Source organism: Gracilibacillus ureilyticus, from assembly GCF_900111195.1.
In the GTDB taxonomy this organism is placed as follows: domain Bacteria; phylum Bacillota; class Bacilli; order Bacillales; family Amphibacillaceae; genus Gracilibacillus; species Gracilibacillus ureilyticus.
In genome coordinates this window covers 48,094-67,072 of the sequence record NZ_FOGL01000016.1, presented here as the reverse complement: position 1 = coordinate 67,072, position 18,979 = coordinate 48,094, and the positions used below count along the sequence as shown (strand labels likewise).

Genomic DNA, 18,979 nt, shown 5'->3' with positions numbered 1-18,979 from the left:
AGATTTGGTTGTGATTCTTCGATCAGGACGAAATCTACGGAGTGAGAGGGAGAGATTTGGTTGTGATTATTCAATCAGGACGAAATCTACGGAGAGAGAGCAATAGATTTGGTTGTGATCTCATCATCAGGACGAAATCTCTACTTTAATAAATATAAGGTATACTGCAAAGTGAAGGAGTATACTAGGACTGAAAAACATGCAAGTACATCGTTATCAATGAAAGTACTTTAATCAATTTCTGCTGGGGTATTAGCAATTTTCACAGGTCCGTTGTTCTTTCACTGTATCTATATTAATTTTAGTATTTTTATCATTATAAAGCTTTTTCTGTGAATTATTTTCCTCATCCTGATAACTGTATTATTTGTTAGATAGCTTCTATATATGGAGTGGAGCTTACCAATAAAATAACCACCTATGCCTAAGCATTCAGGTGGTTATTTTGCCAGTATTTCATCTCCACAAAATTGCCTGATAATCCAGAATCAAGCGGTTTTCTGTTCCGTTCACTTTTCGGTTTCAATGTGGAAACCACCTGGATCATTCCCCCGTAAAAAACCTGCCTGCCATTAATCGATTAAAAAGCACCAGAGCCTCCACCACCGCCACCAACGCCTGTTCCTCCACCAGAAACGCCGCCACCGCTGCTGGAAGAAGCAGCCGAAATGGTAGAATCTGCTTTATTAAAATCGTTAGCTAAGGTACTTGCAATAAGTGCATACATGATCACATCATTTGCTTGCAAGCCATACTCGCTGGAAGAAGAGGAGGACAAGTTCTTGATAAGACGTTCATATTTTTTCTGCATCGACTTGTTCCCTGTACCAATTGCGTAAATAAATGCCCGCATTTGCTCATCACTCATCCAGTCATTCCATTCTTTTTCACTAATATTCTCATAATTGGTGCTCAGTTCTATCCACTGCTTCCTAATTCTGTGTCCCTGAACCGTTCTCGGCTGATAGATGATCGCGAATAACAGCAATGCCATACCTGGAACGATTGTGAAAAACATCCACATAAAGAGAGAATGAACACCTAACATGATTATGAGAGGAATGGTTAAAAGACTGACTATTCCTGTTGTCCAGCGTATTCCTTTCACTTTTTCAACTAAATGGTTTTGTTTAATCTCCTCTTTCACGGCCTGAGTCCATTCAGCAAAATTGCTACTGTAGGCTGAATGGTTCGCTTCGTCCTTTGTGTATACCGAGAGATCGGATGTTGTAAACACACCATTTTTTCCTATCGTATAAAATAACCATTCAATTAATATCTTCTCATGTGAAAACTCTGTATTTTTATCTACAATCACAAATGTATCTTCGCCATCCCGTTTAGCGTATCCTTTTCTAACAAGATCTAATAATGCGGCCGGTATGATCTCACTGCCAACTGATATGTTTTTCATATAAAGAATGGAAGCAGGTAAACTCATCTCCTGATTCAGATGATTTTGGGATGATAAAGAAGTGCGTTCCACTTCCAGAATTCTGCTGTTCTTTTTCCGCCATGAGATTAACAACAGGATCAGCAAGTAGATAGATAATCCGCCGACAATAAAAGGAGAAATGCGATTTAACAGCCCCTGTCTATCCTCGAATGCCTGCCTTTCCTCGGCTAATGCAGTCTGCTCTGCCAGAATGTTGTCACGAATCTTCTTATCACTCCGGTGATTAGCTGCTGGGAACAAAGAAGCATCATAAGCAACAAGAATATCTCCCTTTGTCCCGCTTTCTACTTCGCCCATCGCAAAATGAACGACACCATCTGATCCTGTCCTCGATGTTGCGTAAGCTTCGTCGTAACCCAATGCAAGTACATCTTCCGTTTCTTGAGGCGGGTGGATAAAGATGTCCATGTTCTGATAGGTGGATTTGTTATTGCTGTCAAAGAAAGGCCAATAAAATTGTGCCATGTCTGTGTAAACATCCACACCGTTAATTATGTTATAGGTAATTTCAATCTGAATTTCTTCATTGGAACCACTTCGATAAATTTTATAAACATTTTCTTCCCGTTCCACGTCCAATGGCTTGCCATTTTCAAATGCCTGGAAGTCTGTAAAATTTGTGCGTTCTTTTGAAATAAGAGAACGGGTAATACCGTTAAACTCGCTCTCAAAATGATAGATGTGCTGCTCTGTCACTTGCACATCCCCGTTTTCCTGTAAATATGCATCAATCTTCGTGTCGGTAATAGAAAAATCAACAGCAAAGACATCGTCAGGTAGGATGAAAAATGAAAAGACAACGGCAAATATCAGAATGATTTTTTTCATATTATTCAAGCCCCTCTCCATTTTATATACGATATCACTAGTTAAAAGGTTTCATTGATTGGGAGGCCTGCGGTTAAATTTGATAAGCCGATAGGAAGGAGAGCCCTGTCAAGCCGAACCCACTGTCCATGTTCTGGTCATTAAATAACAGGGAAATCTTACAAAAATTATAAACCTTCATATTTTCCACATAATTATTATCTATAATAGAAAATAATTATAAGTTATTTGAAGGAGATCACTGAATGGAAGAAGTTCAAAAAAAATCATCAAAACAATCGAGGGCCTCTTTATATAAAACTGTATGGAGATGGCACTTTTATGCTGGAATCATCTTTGCACCATTTCTTTTAATTCTTGCAGTAACAGGTGGTATCTATTTATTCAAGCCGCAGATTGAACAAGCCCTTTATCAGGAATATTATGAAGTAAATCCACAAGGAGAAAAAGTCTCTGCCTCCCAACAAATTCAGGAAGTGAAAAATTTATATCCTGGAGCGGCCGTAACAAAATACCGGCCTGGAGAAAGTGCGGCACGATCGAGTGAAGTTACTATCACTTCAGGTGAGGAAACACTTACTGTATTTGTCGATCCATATACTGGAGAATTCATTGGTGAGTTAAATAATGATGACCGAATCATGAATAAGATTGAGGAGATTCATGGAGAATTAATGGCAGGAACTGTTGGAGATCGTATTGTTGAGTTAGCGGCATGCTGGGCAATTGTTCTGATTGTAACAGGAATGTATTTATGGTTTCCGAAGAAGAAACCGCATGTAATGGGTGTATTAATTCCGAGGTTTAAAAAAGGTCATAAAATTCTCCGAAGAGACCTGCATGCCGTGCCGGCATTCTGGATAGCAGCGGGCATGTTTTTTCTCATCATCACAGGCTTACCCTGGTCGGGTTTTTGGGGAAACAATTTTCAGGCAATTGCAACAAACAGCGGATTAGGTTATCCACCTTCTACATGGTTAGGAAGTGCACCTTCATCTACGGTTAAAACAGAAGATATAGCGGAAGTCCCGTGGGCTGCAGAGAAATTAGATGTTCCCACTTCAAAGCTTCAAGGCTTCATTCCGTTACCTATAGATGATGTTGTCGAAATTGCTAATCGTGAAGGAATGCACCCAAACTATACGATTACTATCCCAAGCGAAAAAGACGGGGTATATACATTGTCTGTCAATCCGCCAAAAGTGAAGGATGAAGCAACGATTCATATTGACCAGTACTCTGGTGCAGTTCTGGCAGACTACCGTTATGAGAATTATGGGAAGGTTGCACAGATTGTTGCATTAGGCATAACCTTGCATAAAGGTACAGAATTTGGAATAGTTAATCAATTTCTCAGTCTATTAATCTGTTTAGGTATTATTCTTGTAGTCTGTACCGGTTTTTATATGTGGATAAAACGGAAGCCGACGAAAGAGATGGGCGCACCAAAAGCCCCCAGCCTGAAGAAACAGGGGCCATTACTCCTTTTAATAATTGGCTTAGGAATTATCTTTCCGTTAGTTGGACTGTCTGTAATTAGTGTCTGGTTACTGGACTTGCTCATTGTTCAAAGAATTCCTGCTGTAAACAGGTTCTTGAATGCATAATTTACAAATACTAAAGGAGTCTTCCATGTGAAAAAAAATGCAGTTATTTTATTGCTCGTTCTCACTGCCACAATATTAAGTGCATGTTCACTTGAACCAGAAGTAGAAAAAAGATACAAACAGGAAAATCCGTTAGTTGCCGATATTATCATACCAGAAACATTGTCACATACGGAACTGTCCACATTTGAAGTTATTCTTCAACAGGAAGGTGCGGAAGTGGAGGATGCTGATTTTGTTCATTTTGAAATCTGGAAACAGGATGGCTCCATCAAATATGGTATGGAAGAGGCTAATGAGATTGGAAATGGAATTTATCAAATAAGTAAAAGAATAAATAGGGACGGCTTGTATTATATTAAAGTTCATGCTGGCAATAACGGTTCCCTCATCATGCCCCAAAAACAATTTGTTGTTGGAGAACTCTCTGAAAATGAACTGGAATTTTTACAAAGTGGTGCAAAAGTGGAAAACCAGACGGAGGAAAGCCATCACTAGTATGCTGCGCTAATCTGAATATAATATTGAAACCTCCGCACTACCATTGTTGGGATTTTTCTCAACAATGGTTTAATAATTGATATAAGTTGATTATAAATGGTTGGCTTGTAAATTATATACCTACTAAATTTCATTCAAGTTGCACTCTTGTATGATGAGAGCGAAGGATTACAATTATAAATTTAGACAATGTTGAAAGGGCTTTCTCGGATGGGTAAATTACTATAAAATAAAATTATGTAGATAATTGGAATGCATATGGGAGGGATTTATGTAGTGAAGAGTATACGGAATTATGAAGATTTATTAGAAATGTTAGATGATTCACTAAGAGAACCAAAACAATTTTGGGAGAATTTTTATGAAGACAGAACGAAAGATATCCCATTTTTCAAGGTGAAAGGACCTGATGAAAACTTAGTTGAATATTTTAGTAATTCACTTTCTCCTAACAAGGTTTTAGAGTTAGGTTCTGGACCCGGGAGAAATGCTATTTATATGGCAAAGCAAGGGTGTTCCGTAGAGGCATTAGATATATCTGAAAAAGCAATTGATTGGGCAAAAGAAAGAGCGGATGAAGAGGGTGTCAATATTAAGTTTCACTGTGTTTCTTTGTTTGATTTTAAATTTGAGCCGCATTCTTATGATCTAATTTACGATTGTGGAATGTTTCATCATCTAGCACCACATCGCCGTATAACATACTTAGAAATAATTAAAAGTGCCCTCAAAAAAGGAGGATATCTGGGGCTTGTTTGTTTTAACACCAATGGAGCTTTAGATACCCCAGATTGGGATGTGTACAAACAAAATAGCTTGAAAGGCGGTATTGGATATTCAGAATTAAGATTGAAAGAAATATTTAAAAATGATTTTACAATTGAAGAGTTTAGAAGTATGAAGAAAGTTGAACAACCAAATGAGTTATTTGGAGAAAATTTTCTTTGGGCAAGTTTGATGAAAGTTAAAAAGTAATTATTTTATATCTCCTAAATCAGCTCTTTCAATTAAGTAGATTGTACACATTGTCCAGAACAGAGTACGCACCAGAAGCAGAAATATGAAACATATACGTTCCATAAAACGTACTTAATTTAAGTGTCATTTCATTCACGCTAAAAATGGAGGAGAACAATCATATGAGAAGATCAAAAAATCGCGGATTCGGAATTGCTCTTGGTGTAGCGATCGGTACAAGTGTAGGAGTAGCTGTTAATCAGGTAGCTGTTAGTATTGCCATCGGTATAGTGGTCGGTTTAATCTTTGGTTCTATTTTAGACAAACGGAGCCAACAGCAGGAAAAATAAAATTAAATTCAAGGAGGAATAAAATGGAGAATATCAATGAATTGACAACAGTTGAAGATTGGCAAACTGTATGGAAACATTCAATGGACTCGCCGATCTTAGTGTATAAACATAGCACTTCCTGTATGATTAGTGCTCGAGCCTTCAAGCAGGTAAAAGCTTTCCAGCAGAGCGAAACAAAGAAAATAGATTGCTATTTGGTAAAAGTTATTGAAAGCAGAAACGTATCCAATGAGATTGCAAAGGATACACACATTACTCATAAATCTCCTCAAATATTTCTCATAGATAAACAACAAATCGTATGGAACACCTCTCACTGGAAAATAACAGAACATCGCATAAGGGAAGCGGTTTATAAAGTTATGTAAAGATCGTGATAGTTCTCCCCTGTGGTGTTATTATCATCACTTTTCTTTCTTTTTTATCCATTATGAATTTTGCATCCAAAAGGAAACCCGCATTTTACTTACTCTATCCAGATAAAACATATTGCGAAACAGCCTACGCTTAACGGGGGAGAGAACTATTTGAGTCTATTATTTCCTAATAAAAGAAAAGTTTTGAAAAAATGGTGAAAAGGTCCCTTGAAAAACCAAGGATCACTAGAAGGTTTAGGGCTTTACACCACAAGGGAGGAATTTGTCACTATTTAAATTCCTTATTCTGGTTATAGATTCATTCAAATGTCTAAACTATCATGAGTGACGACTATTACCACAGATTTGCCAATTTATTGAACCTTTTGTATATTCATAGAGTAATGCAGGAAGGTATTAGGCAAGTGGGTTAGTATAGAGGTCATAAGTAAAAAACGAAACGTGTATTCAGTTATAACTTGGTTTTTTTTGTTCTACTATTTTGGTTATACTATCTCCTTTAATGCGCTACTAAGCTTAAAAACTTCACTTTACAGCTTTTATAGATAGTTAGGAGAGATTAGATGTCTGATAAAACGTGGAGAAAATTAAGGGGAGCAGCTACTGCGATAGCCCTTTTAACAGTCGGCATAATGGTTGTTGTTTTCTTTGAAGAACCATATAAAATAAAATCCAGTCCATTAGGCTTAGCTTTGTCAGGAACAGCCCTTATTTGCGGTGTCTTCGGAATATTTGTTAATTACAGAGAAAAAACGGGAGGAGTCACTTTAAAAACGTTTTGGTATGTTATCAGTTTTCTAGTGGCAGCATATATCATGACGATAATTGTTGACCGGTTTTTCTAATAGATATGCAGATCATAAGCTAGACTGGTGAAAGGGACGAACCACTTTGCCGATAAGTTATTAATCCAGTTTTTATAAATAGTCAGGAGAGAATTTATGTCTGATAAAATGTGGAAAAACCTAGAAAGAGTATCTAGTACAATAGCTTTTTTAACTATTGGAATAATGTTTGCTGTTTTCTACGAAGATCCATATCAGATAAAATCCAGTCCTCTAGGTATTGTTTGTTTAGGAATTATCCTTATTAGTGCTGTAATTGGCTTACTTTTCAATTACAGAGAAAAAACAGGAGGAATCACCATTAAGGCGGTTTGGTATGTAATTAGTTTTCTAGTGGCAGCATACATCATGACAATAATTGTTAACAGATTTTTCTAGGGAACACTATATTGGCTTAATTGCTCAAACAGTGAGAAATGAAAGATAAAGATGCATGCAGATGACCGTAAAGGCGTGGTATAACCCGCAGCGAATCGTTGCGATATTATTAAGTTTATTAGGCTTTGGCCTTGGAGTTGGCGGAATCTATCAAAAGAGAACGAATAAGAAATTCACCATATGGGGTCTGGCTATTCATGGAGTTTTTTTCATCCTGCCGAATATTGATTTTGTCGTTATGGAACGCAATAAAGCATTGGTAATCAATATTTAAAGGTTAGAATAAAAGAGTCTTTTTCGATACAGTAGGACAAAATGAGGGGAGCTATTGCAGGGAAATTTTTAATAGGATTATTAACGTTTTGTTGTGCTTTCGTCTTTTTTGTTAAGTATAGAGAAAAAACAGAAGGAGTAACTCTAAAAACATTCTGGTATACTGCATTGGCTTTGGCAGGTATTTTCATCGTCGTCATAATTGTGAATAAAGTACTTTGAGGAAACATGGGGATGGTTTTGGCTTTTTATATTAAAAACATATTTACTGTACATTTTAATATAGTATATTCAAAGATTGCTAATCCCTCTAGTATAGGAGACTACCTTAACAAGATACGAAAACTGCTGCCGTTGTTCACATAATTCATAGCGTTGGTAATGACATGGAAGTATGCGGTGAATAGATTAGTATAGAAGGTGATCAATTTGTCAAATTCAACATGGAAAAAACTAACGGTATATTCAGGTGTAACTGCAATGTTGGTAATGTTTGGAGGTATTTTTATATTAGGTGAGAATACGCCAAGAGGTTTTACGGTAGTTGATGCTGATCCTGTCTTACTTGCCGTTTTGGTCCCAATTATTAGTATTTTAGGGTTTATCACACTATTAGGAATAATGAGGTCCATGATGGGGAACAAAATGAATGCTAAGACTGTCCTATACACAATCGTATCTCTTTTGATTCTCTTTACTTTATTAGAAATATCACACTTTTTTAGAGAAACTGGCTGGTTATATAATATGGTTACGGATAGGTAGAATATGAAAGAGAGTACAATTAACAGGCTAACCTTTATAACTGTTGTATGTATGATGCTGTTGGGCTTTTATTTGTTTAAATATTGTGTTGATTGTACTAAACATTTTCCTTTAATGTGCTACTAAGCTTAAAAACTTCTTTTTACAGTTTTTATAAATAGTTAGGAGAGAGTATAAATGTCCGAAGATACATGGAGGAAATTGAGCCGAGTAAGTATGATAATAAGTCTTTTAATATTTAGCGTAATAGTTGTTTTTTATTTTGATAACCCATATGAAGTAAAAACTACTCCAATAGGTATTGTTTTACTTGGGATCCTTTTTTTGTGCTGTGGCTTCGGTATATTCGTTAGATATAGAGAAAAAACAGAAGGAAATGTTCTAAAAGCCTTATGGTATACTGTCTGCTTTATGATAGCGGCATATGCTATGACCAGAGTTGTTGACAGGTTTTTATGATAGATAGAGGAAATGTAAAGGAGCGTATAAATGAAAGTAAAAACGTGGCTTAACTTGCAGTAGGTTGCGATTGCAATATGTATAGGCTCTATTCTAATATTGTTCTATTGGTATGGATATCGTTTAAACGGTGAAATCATAATCACTAAGGAAACATTGCCTACAGATTCCATCTTTCTATATGAATTATTAGCATTAATCGCTGTATCAATTATTTTTTGGCCAATTGCAGAATTAGCTATGCGAAATGATGGAAAAGTAAACATTCAAACATTCTTATCTACAATATTGTTTTTTGTAGTAATTGTTATCACTGTTCTTCTGATGAGAAGCTTTGTTTATTAGATTTTTCATTGAAGTTGCTGTGTTGGTAATGCCAGTGTAAGATGATAAATTAGTACGGATGGTGATCACATTGTCCAATGCCACATGGAAAAAACTAACCGTAACTTGCTGTGTAATTGGTTTATTAATAATGTTTGGATTTACTTTTATCCTAGGTGAAAATACGCCAAGAGGTTTTATGGTAGTGGATGCTGATCCAGTCTAACGTGCTATTGTTTTTTCAGTATGTGGTGTTTTATTTTTTATCACTTTCTTAGGAATGATGAGGTCCATGATGGGCAACAAAATGAATGCTAAGACTGTCCTATACACAATCGTTTCTCTTCTGATTCTCTTTACTTTATTAGAGATATCGCACTTTTTCAGAGAAACTGGCTGGTTAAATAACATGGTAACGAACAAGTGAAATACCATAATCAAAGTATCGCTTTATTTTTCGCTCTACTTTTTACATATTATTACTTTAAAGTACGAGATTACTATTTTTTAAAGGAGGTAAATGATGAAACGGCAAATTATCTTTTTTCTAACCATTCTCTTACTGGCAGCTGCAGTAATCGGCTGTTCTAATGATGATTCGGCAAAAGGAAACGAGAATGAGGATCAGGAGAGCAATCCGGAAGAAGAAGTGAATAGCGAAGCGGAAGATGAAGAAGCAGTAGAGGTGATGACCGCTCCAGAGGCAGCCACAGAACCTGAAGATATGATAAATGAAGGACCAGGGGAACTGGTTGCAATAGAAGACATGGACAGTGAAGAATGGAAACAAGCGATAGAAAATTTACCGGAGGATTTAACCGCAAACGAAACATATAACCACCTTGTTCAGTGGTTAGCGGCGGATTATTCGGAAGCTTTAAAGAAATATGAGGAGTTTAACCCATCTTTTATTGCATCAGATGCGCCTGTAGGTGAAGGTGATGATTCAGATGAAGAAGAAGTAAAAGAGAAGCAGATTGCTTTATTATTAGATGCAAGTGGAAGTATGGGAGCGGCTGTTGGTGGAGAAGTTAAAATGAAAGCAGCGAAGGAAGCACTGCAGCAATTTGTAGCTGATCAGCCGGAAGAAACGAAGGTATTACTGCGAGTTTATGGTCATGTAGGTGATGGAAGTGAAGAAAAGAGAAAAATATCATGTGAGAGCACCGATGTTGTTTATCCATTAAGTACATATGATGAGCAAACATTCAAAGATGCATTAAGTCAATTCGAACCAGCTGGATGGACACCGCTGGCGAGTTCTATTTTGGCTGCGAAAAATGATTTGCAGTCAGATTCAGGAGAGAATGTAGAGAATATTGTGTACATCATAAGTGACGGAGAAGAAACCTGTGGTGGTGACCCTGTTGCAGCTGCCAAGGAATTACATGATTCAGGCATCGCAACAGCAGTTAATATAATTGGTTTTAACGTAGGAAACGAAGCACAGGTCCAGCTAAAGAAAGTGGCAGAAGCTGGTGGTGGTACTTTTACGAATGTTAATTCAGGTAAAGAGATATTTGAGATTGCTAATGAAAATATAACAAATGCAAGAGAATCTGTAGACCGTTCAATGTGGCGTGCAACAGAAGGTGTGGACCTGACATGGGATGCGATTCATAAGAATAAAGAAGTTGATTCGATTGCCTCTTTCTTTGGAGATGTGGTCGGTGATGAGAATAAGCTGTTGCGTGATGGGTTGAATAGTCTAAAGCGGGAAGAAGTTATTACAGAAGAAACAGCAGAAGAAGTAATGAATTTACTTGAAGAACGATTAGAGAAAATTGACCAATTGAATGATGAGAAGAAACAATCACTTAAAGACAAGGTTGCAGAAGAAAAAGAAAAAACAAAAGAGCTGCTGGATGAAATGAGAGAGCAAGCAGCAAACAATTAATTGTTTTTATTTTCAGGCCTGCTGCACTCGAATGTTTGAAGGAGATGGGAAAATGGACAATGAACAAGCAATGAAGGCGATGAATAATGCGAGTGGAGTGGCCTTTTTCCAGGCAGGCTTTATGGCTATTGTTATTACCGTTTTGCTTTGGTTAGATAAAGATCTTCTTGGTCTATCGGCTTACTCTTATATTGATGCTGCCATTTTTGGCTGTTTAGCGGTAGGTGTGAAGATGAGGAGCAGAGTGGCAGGTGTTATGCTGGTCATTTATTTTATCATCGCTCAAATTGTTACGATATCAATGGCAGGGGCAGCGGGTATTTTTGTAGCTATTCTATTTGGTTATATATATATTAAAGGGATGAGGGCATCTTTTAGCTATCACAAGAACCCGGAGACCACAAAAGAGAAAGAATACTCGGTTATTGGAATGATTTCGTTTGCTATAGCTATGATTCAGCTGTTTCTTGCTATTATATTTGTAATGCTAATTGGTGACTATACCGTTGCAACAGATATTGCATTTGTTGTGCTATTATTAAGCTTATTAGGCTTTGGCCTTGGGATTGGCGGGATCTTTCAAAAGAGAATGTATAAGAAATTCACCATCTGGGGTCTGGCTATTAATGGAGTCTTTTTCATCCTGCCGAATATTGCTTTTGTCGTTATGTAAGGTGGCAGTTATATTATGTAGGAGAATCTATTATTTCTGTCGTTTCATTCAGAAAAATAACCACACAGCGAGTGGTTATTTTTCTTTCATAAATATGAACCGTCCCCTAAAGGGCTATTCACTAACCATATCCAATCGATCTCTTGAAACTGTATAATTTCCTCTGAATAGCTGCCTGACCCTGACTAAGTTAATTTAATACCATATCAGCATAGCAAGCTTGATTTCTACCTCGCTCCTTGGCAGTATATAACGCTTTATCAGCCAAATCATACATCTCCTCCGTAGTGTGTATACTTTCATCATACAAAACTATTCCCATTGATATCGTGATATGGATAGGTCCAACATCTTGAGCAGATAGAAATTCATAATGCTCAATCTCTTCGTGAAAGGATTCAACTTGACTTTGGATAGTATGATAGTCTGACTTGCTCATAAGAATAGTGAATTCTTCTCCACCATTACGAGATACAATTCCATCTTTAGAAAAAGATTCTTCCAACTTATTGGCCAATTCTTCCAATATTTTGTCCCCTATAAGATGACCGTATGTATCATTAATTCGTTTAAAGTAATCTATATCCAGAATACATAAAACGAGCGTCATTTGCTTTTTTTGTGCCTTTTGAAATAACTTTTGAAAGTTCTCTTTAAAATAACGAACGTTGAAAGTTCCTGTTAAACTATCTGTATATGCATTATGCTCCAGCTTCTTCTGTAAATGATGGGATTTGTACATATAAGATATAAAATAGAAAAGTAAAGCTCCTCCACCAATCTCTATAAATGCACGAATTAGAGAAAAAGTAATGTCTTCATCCTGCAAAATTACCAACATTAACTGAAAAAGCAAATTAAGTAATAACCATATTTTCCAAGGTTTCCATTTTAAAAATTTAAAAGATATTGCTACTAATACAGCAAATAACAGCATTTCATTCATCTGGTGATTGATTATTTGTTCCATACCTTTATCTAGTTCCGTGTAGGTTAAATTACTCCCATCAAATGACTGAAACGGATCACTCCTCTGAAACCCAGGAGGTCTCGTATCCAACTCCAATTTGTTTATCCTCAACATATTTCCAATTATGGCGGCAATGAATGTAGCTATTCCTCCGCCGTAAACCGCTGCAGTTATAAAGGTAGTACCGCCAAAAAATACAGGTCCATCAGATATTGAGACCGTGATCGGAAACTGATAAAAAATGTATTGAACAAGACCAAATCCCACACCCAAGATAATGTGCTTCAATGCTTTGGTTTTTAACTGGCTAAAAAATTTAAAATATATTTGATAAAAAAGAAATAGTGTTAAAAAATTCATAGATACAATTAGAAAAATAGATTTGATCATACGCAGTCCCTCTTTTAACATTCACTATCGCTTATTTAATATAACACAGCACTTATATATAAATCGACATTTTTCTACATTGTTCTACATATTTTCCATACTCAGATGTTAGTTAAACAAGGCGTGTTTAGACAAATATAATGGTTAAAAGTCTTTATTTATCACTTGGAAACATGGCAATGGTTCTCATGTTTCACTTTGAAACGAAGGAAGAATAGTTTTGCGAGAAAATTATTTTAAGAAAGCACAACATATAATCGTAAATAGTTCTTTATAACTATTTTTTTATTGTGGTATTACTTAAAATGTGGTAAAATAGTATTATTGTAGACATCTTTAGAAAAACTAGAAAGTAGGGATTTTTTGAAAAAATTTAATGATTTATCTATTTTTTGGAAGATTATGGTCCTCGTGCCGTTTATCGCTTTATTTTTAACTATACTAACTTTTTTAAGTTACCAAAATGCCTCTGCTGAGTTAAATAAGGCGATAAACGAACAAATGGATGCTAAGTTAAGTCAAACGACAGAGCAAATAACGAAGGAATTAACGACACACGAACAGAACTTATTAACAACAAAAGCTATGCTGCAATCACAAGATAGTAACATGACAAGAGAACAGTTCGAAAGTTATTTTAAAGGATTACTTCCCATAAATGAGGCCTCTTATGGAATAGGAGTTTGGTATGAGCCATATGGCCATAACGAGGATGAAGAGTATTTTGGTCCTTATGTTTATAAGGATGGTGATAATCTTGTCTATACGGATGAATATGAAGAACCTTCCTACGATTATCCGTCAATAGACTGGTATATTTCAGGGTTAGAAGCTGAATCCCCTATTTGGACCACCCCTTATTATGATGACACTTTAGATCAGACATTTATTACAACTGCATTAGCATTTTATGATAATTCAAATCAGAAACAAGGTGTCATTACCAGTGATTATGTTTTAGATTCTATTCAATCAATAATTTCCGCAATACAAGTTGAAGAAACAGGCTATGCAGTACTTATAGATGAAAACGGAAATTTGCTCAGCTATCCTGAAAAAGAAGAAGTGTTAAACACTAAACTGGCAGAAGTAATGAATGAACAGGAAAGTGTAACTAGTCTTTTAGAGAATGATAAAGGGAACATGCTTTCAGAAGTGAATGGTAAAAAATATGAAATACATTATCAAGCATTGCCTAATGTTGGATGGAAGGTATTATTGTTTGCTCCTACTGATGAATTATATGCTTCTCTGCCTCATTTACTACAGCAATTGATAATCATAAGTGTAGTTCTTATTATCTTAATTGTTCTTATAGTCTTTTTTATCGGCAGATCTTTATCTAAATCAACAAAAGAGTTAAACGGTCATCTAGAAATACTGGCTACAGGAGATTTAACGAACAGAAGCAATTCAGTCTCAAAAGACGAAATTGGCCAAATGAGTCGTTATTTAAATAATTCTGTTCAATCATTACAGAACATGCTAAAAAGTATAGAAGATAACATATCGCATGTTGCATCCACTTCCGAGCAACTTTCGGCAAGTTCAGAAGAAATTAACTCCTCTGTAGATGAAGTTGCGAACTCTATTCAGGAAGTAGCTGACAATGCTACCTCTCAACATGATATTTCAAGCAAGCTTTCAGCATCTAGTGCAAACATGCATCATCGTCTAGAAAAGATGGCAAAGTCGTTTGAAAGTATGAATAAAGATGCAGATGACACAACGCATATTGCTGAGGATGGTAGTAAAATTGTTAAAGAGGTTGTAGATACAATACGGGAATTGGAACAACAAATTAGAGCTTCCTCTCAAAAAATTTATGAACTGGATAAAAAATCTGATAAAATTGGAGAAATGGCGAAATTAATTACTGATATTACAGAACAAACAAACTTACTTGCACTTAATGCAGCAATTGAAGCGGCTAGAGCAGGAGAATCTGGTAAAGGTTTTTCAGTAGTTGCAGAAGAAGTCCGAAAGTTAGCAGAGCAGACAGGACAAGCTTCCAAAGAGATTAATGATATGACAAATGATATACAACAGGTAGTCTCACAATCTGTTACAATGATGGAACAAAGTCAACATATTGCTACAGAGGGCATTCAATCAGTGGAAACTTCAGGTAAATCCTTTGAAAGTATCACTGCTTCTATTTATAGCTTATCTTCAAAAATGAATGAGTTAACTAACGACATGACTACTAACTTAAGCGAAATGAAATCTGTTCATGACTTATCAGCAGAGGTACAAGATTATTCTAGTAACACTAGTAACCATGCCGTAAATGTATCAGCTACAACAGAGGAACAAGTATCTATGATGGCTGAAATTGCCAGAGCTGCAGAATCATTATCTGTAATGGCTCAAGAATTACAGGAAGAAATGGCGAAATTTAAAATATAATTTGAAAACACCACCTGAATAGGATTAATTTAGGGTGGTGTTTTAATTATTTTTTAGCTAATCACTGTACTGCTAACCAGCACAATGCGCCATTTTAGGCCTTTAATAATCCACGAAACTCTCTGGTGGAATAATAGGAAACGGCTCCGTTATGATAGACAAAAACGGTGTCGGAACGACGGTCATAAAAGAGTGCTCAGCCTAGTTTTCTTGTTTTTTTCCGTATGGAATGGGGAAGATGGGAAAGGAAGTGATGATTTATTCCTCAATCGGCGAATTCCTCAGTTTAAATTTTTAATTTAATCTTTGAGTAAGATGATAATATTTCTATACTAATCTGTGAGTTATTGATGTGAAAATTAACGGGTTTAGTATGATGAGTCAAAGAGAGTCTCAACAGATACTTACCCTCTATTCCTTAAAGGACTAGAGGGTTTTGTTAATTATAGGGCATGAAAGAAGCATGTAAATTCTCAGGGTCTAGAACTGTGGTGAACATATCTTTACAGAGATTGAACAAAACTTGAACACCAAATAGAGTAGAATTTATTAAATTCTATTAGGAGATTAGTATCTTATATGTTTCTTCCAATTATACTCTTTTCCAAAATAGCTGTTTGCCACGGTTTCTTGGCATTTTCTAATTGCAATAACAACCTCTTGCTGGTGTGCTCCATTCATTTATCAGATGCGCGAATATCTTTGAAGAATAAACTAATTACTGCAGTAACAATAAGTAAAATTCCGCTTAAAAGGAATAAAAGAGTTGGCGAGATAATTTCTAACAACCATCCTACCACTAAAAATGTTATAGGCTGGATTCCTGTAGAACCTAATAGTTGCAGACTCATTACCCTTCCAATTGCTTCTGGAGGAGAATGCACTTGAACTAATGTAACTGCTAGTACGTTTATCATCCCCACAAAAATTCCACTGAAAAACAAAAAGAGAGCTGTAAGGTATAAATATTCAGGAGCCCACCCAACAAAGGACCAGAAAACCCCCAAAAGTATAGCAATAATCATAACAGCTGAACCTCTGGATTTTATGTTTCTCAGCATTCCAATTATTATTACACCAGTTAATGTCCCTACACCTAAAGAGACGACATTAAGAAGCCGAGATGATCAGCTCCGCCCTAAGAGCTGGATTATGTATCTACTAAGCTGACATTTTGGCTGCTCCTGTATCTATTACCATATTCTCAATCACTTTATTTTTACCGTTAAATGTTAAGGTAATGTCTGCTAAAAGCAAACCATACTTATATTTGATTTTCATTATAGTCGAATCTCCTTAAACCAACATCTTGCCGAACTTCAAGTATGATGTTTTCATGAGCTGTATGATATACTAATTCATCACCTTTTGATTTTAACAATTCCTTTGTTGCTAGTTCGTCGGGTACAGGTTTTATTACCGCAACTTCTTCAATAAACTCTTGGTCATTTTCAATATGAGACGATAACGCTTTTACTTTGACAAATTGATTCGGATACAATTGTCTAACCTCCGCCCACTTCATAACTTTCACCGCCCCTAATGTTTTATACTCTTATTATACCATCACTCTTTACTTATATCATATAATGGAAAATATACTCTTACCAACATAGAATATAGATATGTGGAGGTGGAAATCACAATAATTAGCAACTTGCTAGCATTTCCCGGTTGTCTTGTGTGTTAATCACAAGGCTAAAAAAGCCATGGGATATGCTATGCTATTTTATTTGAGTTCTAAATGATTTTAGCTTTTTTCCTAAGGTTCCTCCCTGTACTGAGTAGGGCTGCAGCCAACTTCCTTTTTAAACACCCGTGCGAAATAGGAAGAATCCTCATAACCAACAAGCCAGGCAATTTCTTCAATGGATATCCTCTCATTTTTCAGCAAAAACTTCGCCTCATTCATTCGGAGCATCTGCTGGTAGGCAGTAATCGTCCTGTTTGTTTCCTGTTTGAACTTTCGGGCTAAGTGGCTCGGATGTGTGAAGCAAAGGTCAGCTAATTCGGCATGATCGATCTTTTTATTATAGAAAAGCATCAGATATTCAATCACTGTTTTGGTCAGGTTCGAATACTCGTTCAAGGAATTAGCATGGATCAGATCACAGTATTCCTCAATCATGTTCTCCTGTATATCCTGCAGTTTATATAACTGGTTGGTATTCTCGATTTGAAAAGCAAATTTTTCCGAAATACGATGAATTAATATAACCGGAACTTTCCTGCGGCCTGCCGCTGACCTTAATAACGTATTAAAGATAACCAAGTTGTTCTTCAGCCTTCTTAACGGCTGATTAGGCAACCGTTCGGTAAAAGAAAATAACCCTTCATTGGATTGATGCATTTTCTTCGCTTTCTTCTTATCTCCCTGTTCGATCGTGTGAGTCAACTCCAATTCCAGCTTGTATCGTAACTTGATCAGTTCCCCGTCTTCGTTAAAAGTCTGCTTGCTTGCCGTCTTCTTGTTTGCCTTGTCGTCCTGTACCGCCTCTATTCTCATCGGGTTGTTTTCCGTATGAAATAATTGCTCGAACATCTGCAGAACAGCGGAATAACTGCTGACTTTATCCTCACTTAACACCTGGATCTGGTTAAGCATTTGCCTTAAATGATTGCTTTCCTGATTAGTCAGCTTATATTTTCTCATTAAATGATAAACATCAGGAGTCAAACTCAAATATGGTCCAATGACAACAAGGTAAGGTTGATCAAGGGTAAAAGGATGAACTAAATACTGCAAGTTCCATTCATTGTGATAAATAAACAATCGACTGTTAAGGGGAGCAACCCTCTCGCAAATCTGAAAAAGATCCTCGTGATTTCCCCCAGGCATAAAAGAAGGAAGTTCTATCATTTCCCGGGAAAAAACCAGCTCATTATCTGATGTCAGAATATATGTATTCAAATCGGTAATGTGATGAATCTTCAATGCTGTAGTGATGATAGTATTCGTTTCCAAAAGTAACTCCCCCTGTTCCAGCAATAACGTCTTATCAAAACGATATAACAACTTCCCGCAACTGTGCAGGCCGTGCACACTTCATTCAGTACACTATCATTAACAAATCAAAAGGAGCTGATCAAATGAAATCAGTAGAAAAATTATTAGTGAGACATGGACTTGAAATGAATAATGTGGAAATGACGAATGATTATGCAACAATAGCCGAGTTAATTGTAGCAAAAGAGGTACAGAATGACCATGAGATAATCGAAGTGATCACTACATGTGATGAAGTGAGGTTATATGGCAGAGAGGGCAGTGTAGATCCGCATATGCAGGCACTGCCATTAGTCGAAATCGATTCCCATGTTCGCGGCATCACACGCTGGTTCAATGCACTGGGAATTTGCACAAAGGTGAGTGGTGGGTCCAATTATTAGTCATACGTTGTGTTAGGGAGGATAGGAAGGGTGATATTCTGGGATGATTTTGGTTATTAAGAGATTATGAATATAGCAAGAAAGTTTTTGAGGATGATAAGTTGAATGGTTTGAAAGGAAAGGATAA

The 18,979-nt window shown here is 36.3% G+C and carries 19 protein-coding genes and 2 pseudogenes; 15 read left to right on the top strand and 6 right to left on the bottom strand.

All coding sequences use genetic code 11. The features are described 5' to 3' along the window. Positions 1-580: 580 nt before the first annotated feature. The gene (locus tag BMW36_RS14920) at positions 581-2,284 is read right to left on the bottom strand and encodes a DUF2207 domain-containing protein (RefSeq protein ID WP_175480484.1); all 1,704 of its coding nucleotides are present in this window, start codon (positions 2,282-2,284) and stop codon (positions 581-583) included. A gap of 245 nt (positions 2,285-2,529) precedes the next feature. On the opposite strand from BMW36_RS14920, the gene BMW36_RS14915 reads away from it, so the two are divergent. The 13 genes from BMW36_RS14915 (at position 2,530) to BMW36_RS14850 (ending at position 11,693) form a co-directional block, all read left to right on the top strand. Then, the gene (locus BMW36_RS14915) at positions 2,530-3,891 is read left to right on the top strand and encodes a PepSY-associated TM helix domain-containing protein (RefSeq protein WP_089742532.1); all 1,362 of its coding nucleotides are present in this window, start codon (positions 2,530-2,532) and stop codon (positions 3,889-3,891) included. 27 nt (positions 3,892-3,918) lie between these two features. After that, positions 3,919-4,389 (top strand): FixH family protein, encoded by a 471-nt coding sequence (locus BMW36_RS14910; protein ID WP_089742530.1) that lies wholly within the window; start codon positions 3,919-3,921, stop codon positions 4,387-4,389. 261 nt (positions 4,390-4,650) lie between these two features. After that, the gene (locus tag BMW36_RS14905) at positions 4,651-5,367 is read left to right on the top strand and encodes a class I SAM-dependent methyltransferase (RefSeq protein WP_089742528.1); all 717 of its coding nucleotides are present in this window, start codon (positions 4,651-4,653) and stop codon (positions 5,365-5,367) included. 164 nt (positions 5,368-5,531) lie between these two features. Continuing rightward, the gene (locus tag BMW36_RS14900) at positions 5,532-5,699 is read left to right on the top strand and encodes a glycine zipper domain-containing protein (RefSeq protein ID WP_245711705.1); all 168 of its coding nucleotides are present in this window, start codon (positions 5,532-5,534) and stop codon (positions 5,697-5,699) included. Between the two features lie 23 nt (positions 5,700-5,722). Next, positions 5,723-6,070, top strand: a complete 348-nt coding sequence (gene ytxJ, locus BMW36_RS14895; RefSeq protein WP_089742524.1) for a bacillithiol system redox-active protein YtxJ — start codon at positions 5,723-5,725, stop codon at positions 6,068-6,070. Positions 6,071-6,642: 572 nt separating this feature from the next. Beyond that, on the top strand, positions 6,643-6,924 hold the full coding sequence (locus tag BMW36_RS14890) for a hypothetical protein (RefSeq protein ID WP_089742522.1): 282 nt from the start codon (positions 6,643-6,645) through the stop codon (positions 6,922-6,924). A 96-nt stretch (positions 6,925-7,020) separates the two neighbouring features. Continuing rightward, on the top strand, positions 7,021-7,302 hold the full coding sequence (locus BMW36_RS14885) for a hypothetical protein (protein WP_089742520.1): 282 nt from the start codon (positions 7,021-7,023) through the stop codon (positions 7,300-7,302). A gap of 61 nt (positions 7,303-7,363) precedes the next feature. Next, positions 7,364-7,576 carry a hypothetical protein gene (locus BMW36_RS14880; RefSeq protein WP_089742518.1) on the top strand — a complete coding sequence of 71 codons (213 nt, stop codon included), beginning with the start codon at positions 7,364-7,366 and terminating at the stop codon, positions 7,574-7,576. 428 nt (positions 7,577-8,004) lie between these two features. Next, complete coding sequence (locus BMW36_RS14870) at positions 8,005-8,340, top strand: hypothetical protein (RefSeq protein ID WP_139180328.1); 336 nt, start codon at positions 8,005-8,007, stop codon at positions 8,338-8,340. A gap of 177 nt (positions 8,341-8,517) precedes the next feature. Continuing rightward, complete coding sequence (locus tag BMW36_RS14865; RefSeq protein WP_089742513.1) at positions 8,518-8,799, top strand: hypothetical protein; 282 nt, start codon at positions 8,518-8,520, stop codon at positions 8,797-8,799. 99 nt (positions 8,800-8,898) lie between these two features. Beyond that, on the top strand, positions 8,899-9,144 hold the full coding sequence (locus BMW36_RS14860) for a hypothetical protein (protein ID WP_089742511.1): 246 nt from the start codon (positions 8,899-8,901) through the stop codon (positions 9,142-9,144). Positions 9,145-9,643: 499 nt separating this feature from the next. Further along, positions 9,644-11,020 (top strand): vWA domain-containing protein, encoded by a 1,377-nt coding sequence (locus BMW36_RS14855; RefSeq protein ID WP_089742508.1) that lies wholly within the window; start codon positions 9,644-9,646, stop codon positions 11,018-11,020. 52 nt (positions 11,021-11,072) lie between these two features. Beyond that, the gene (locus BMW36_RS14850; protein WP_089742506.1) at positions 11,073-11,693 is read left to right on the top strand and encodes a hypothetical protein; all 621 of its coding nucleotides are present in this window, start codon (positions 11,073-11,075) and stop codon (positions 11,691-11,693) included. A 190-nt stretch (positions 11,694-11,883) separates the two neighbouring features. Here BMW36_RS14850 and BMW36_RS14845 read toward each other — a convergent pair whose 3' ends face one another. Further along, positions 11,884-13,053 carry a GGDEF domain-containing protein gene (locus BMW36_RS14845; RefSeq protein ID WP_175480483.1) on the bottom strand — a complete coding sequence of 390 codons (1,170 nt, stop codon included), beginning with the start codon at positions 13,051-13,053 and terminating at the stop codon, positions 11,884-11,886. Between the two features lie 363 nt (positions 13,054-13,416). Here BMW36_RS14845 and BMW36_RS14840 point away from each other — a divergent pair, with 363 nt between their 5' ends. Next, a complete protein-coding gene (locus BMW36_RS14840) occupies positions 13,417-15,462 on the top strand; it encodes a methyl-accepting chemotaxis protein (protein WP_089742502.1) in 2,046 nt (681 codons plus the stop codon). A gap of 94 nt (positions 15,463-15,556) precedes the next feature. Here the strand turns inward: BMW36_RS14840 and BMW36_RS14835 are convergent. From BMW36_RS14835 to BMW36_RS14820, 4 genes and pseudogenes are all read right to left on the bottom strand, one after another. Then, a pseudogene (locus BMW36_RS14835) lies at positions 15,557-15,658 on the bottom strand (DUF4256 domain-containing protein); the annotation flags it as partial. Between the two features lie 481 nt (positions 15,659-16,139). Beyond that, positions 16,140-16,553, bottom strand: a pseudogene (locus tag BMW36_RS14830) (MFS transporter); the annotation flags it as partial. 173 nt (positions 16,554-16,726) lie between these two features. Next, positions 16,727-16,987, bottom strand: coding sequence for a hypothetical protein (locus BMW36_RS14825; RefSeq protein ID WP_089742497.1), 261 nt, complete (start codon positions 16,985-16,987; stop codon positions 16,727-16,729). A 237-nt stretch (positions 16,988-17,224) separates the two neighbouring features. Next, positions 17,225-18,427: a helix-turn-helix domain-containing protein gene (locus BMW36_RS14820; protein WP_089742495.1), complete on the bottom strand. Its 1,203-nt coding sequence runs from the start codon at positions 18,425-18,427 to the stop codon at positions 17,225-17,227. Positions 18,428-18,552: 125 nt separating this feature from the next. Here BMW36_RS14820 and BMW36_RS14815 point away from each other — a divergent pair, with 125 nt between their 5' ends. After that, a complete protein-coding gene (locus tag BMW36_RS14815) occupies positions 18,553-18,852 on the top strand; it encodes a hypothetical protein (protein ID WP_089742493.1) in 300 nt (99 codons plus the stop codon). Positions 18,853-18,979 lie beyond the last annotated feature (127 nt).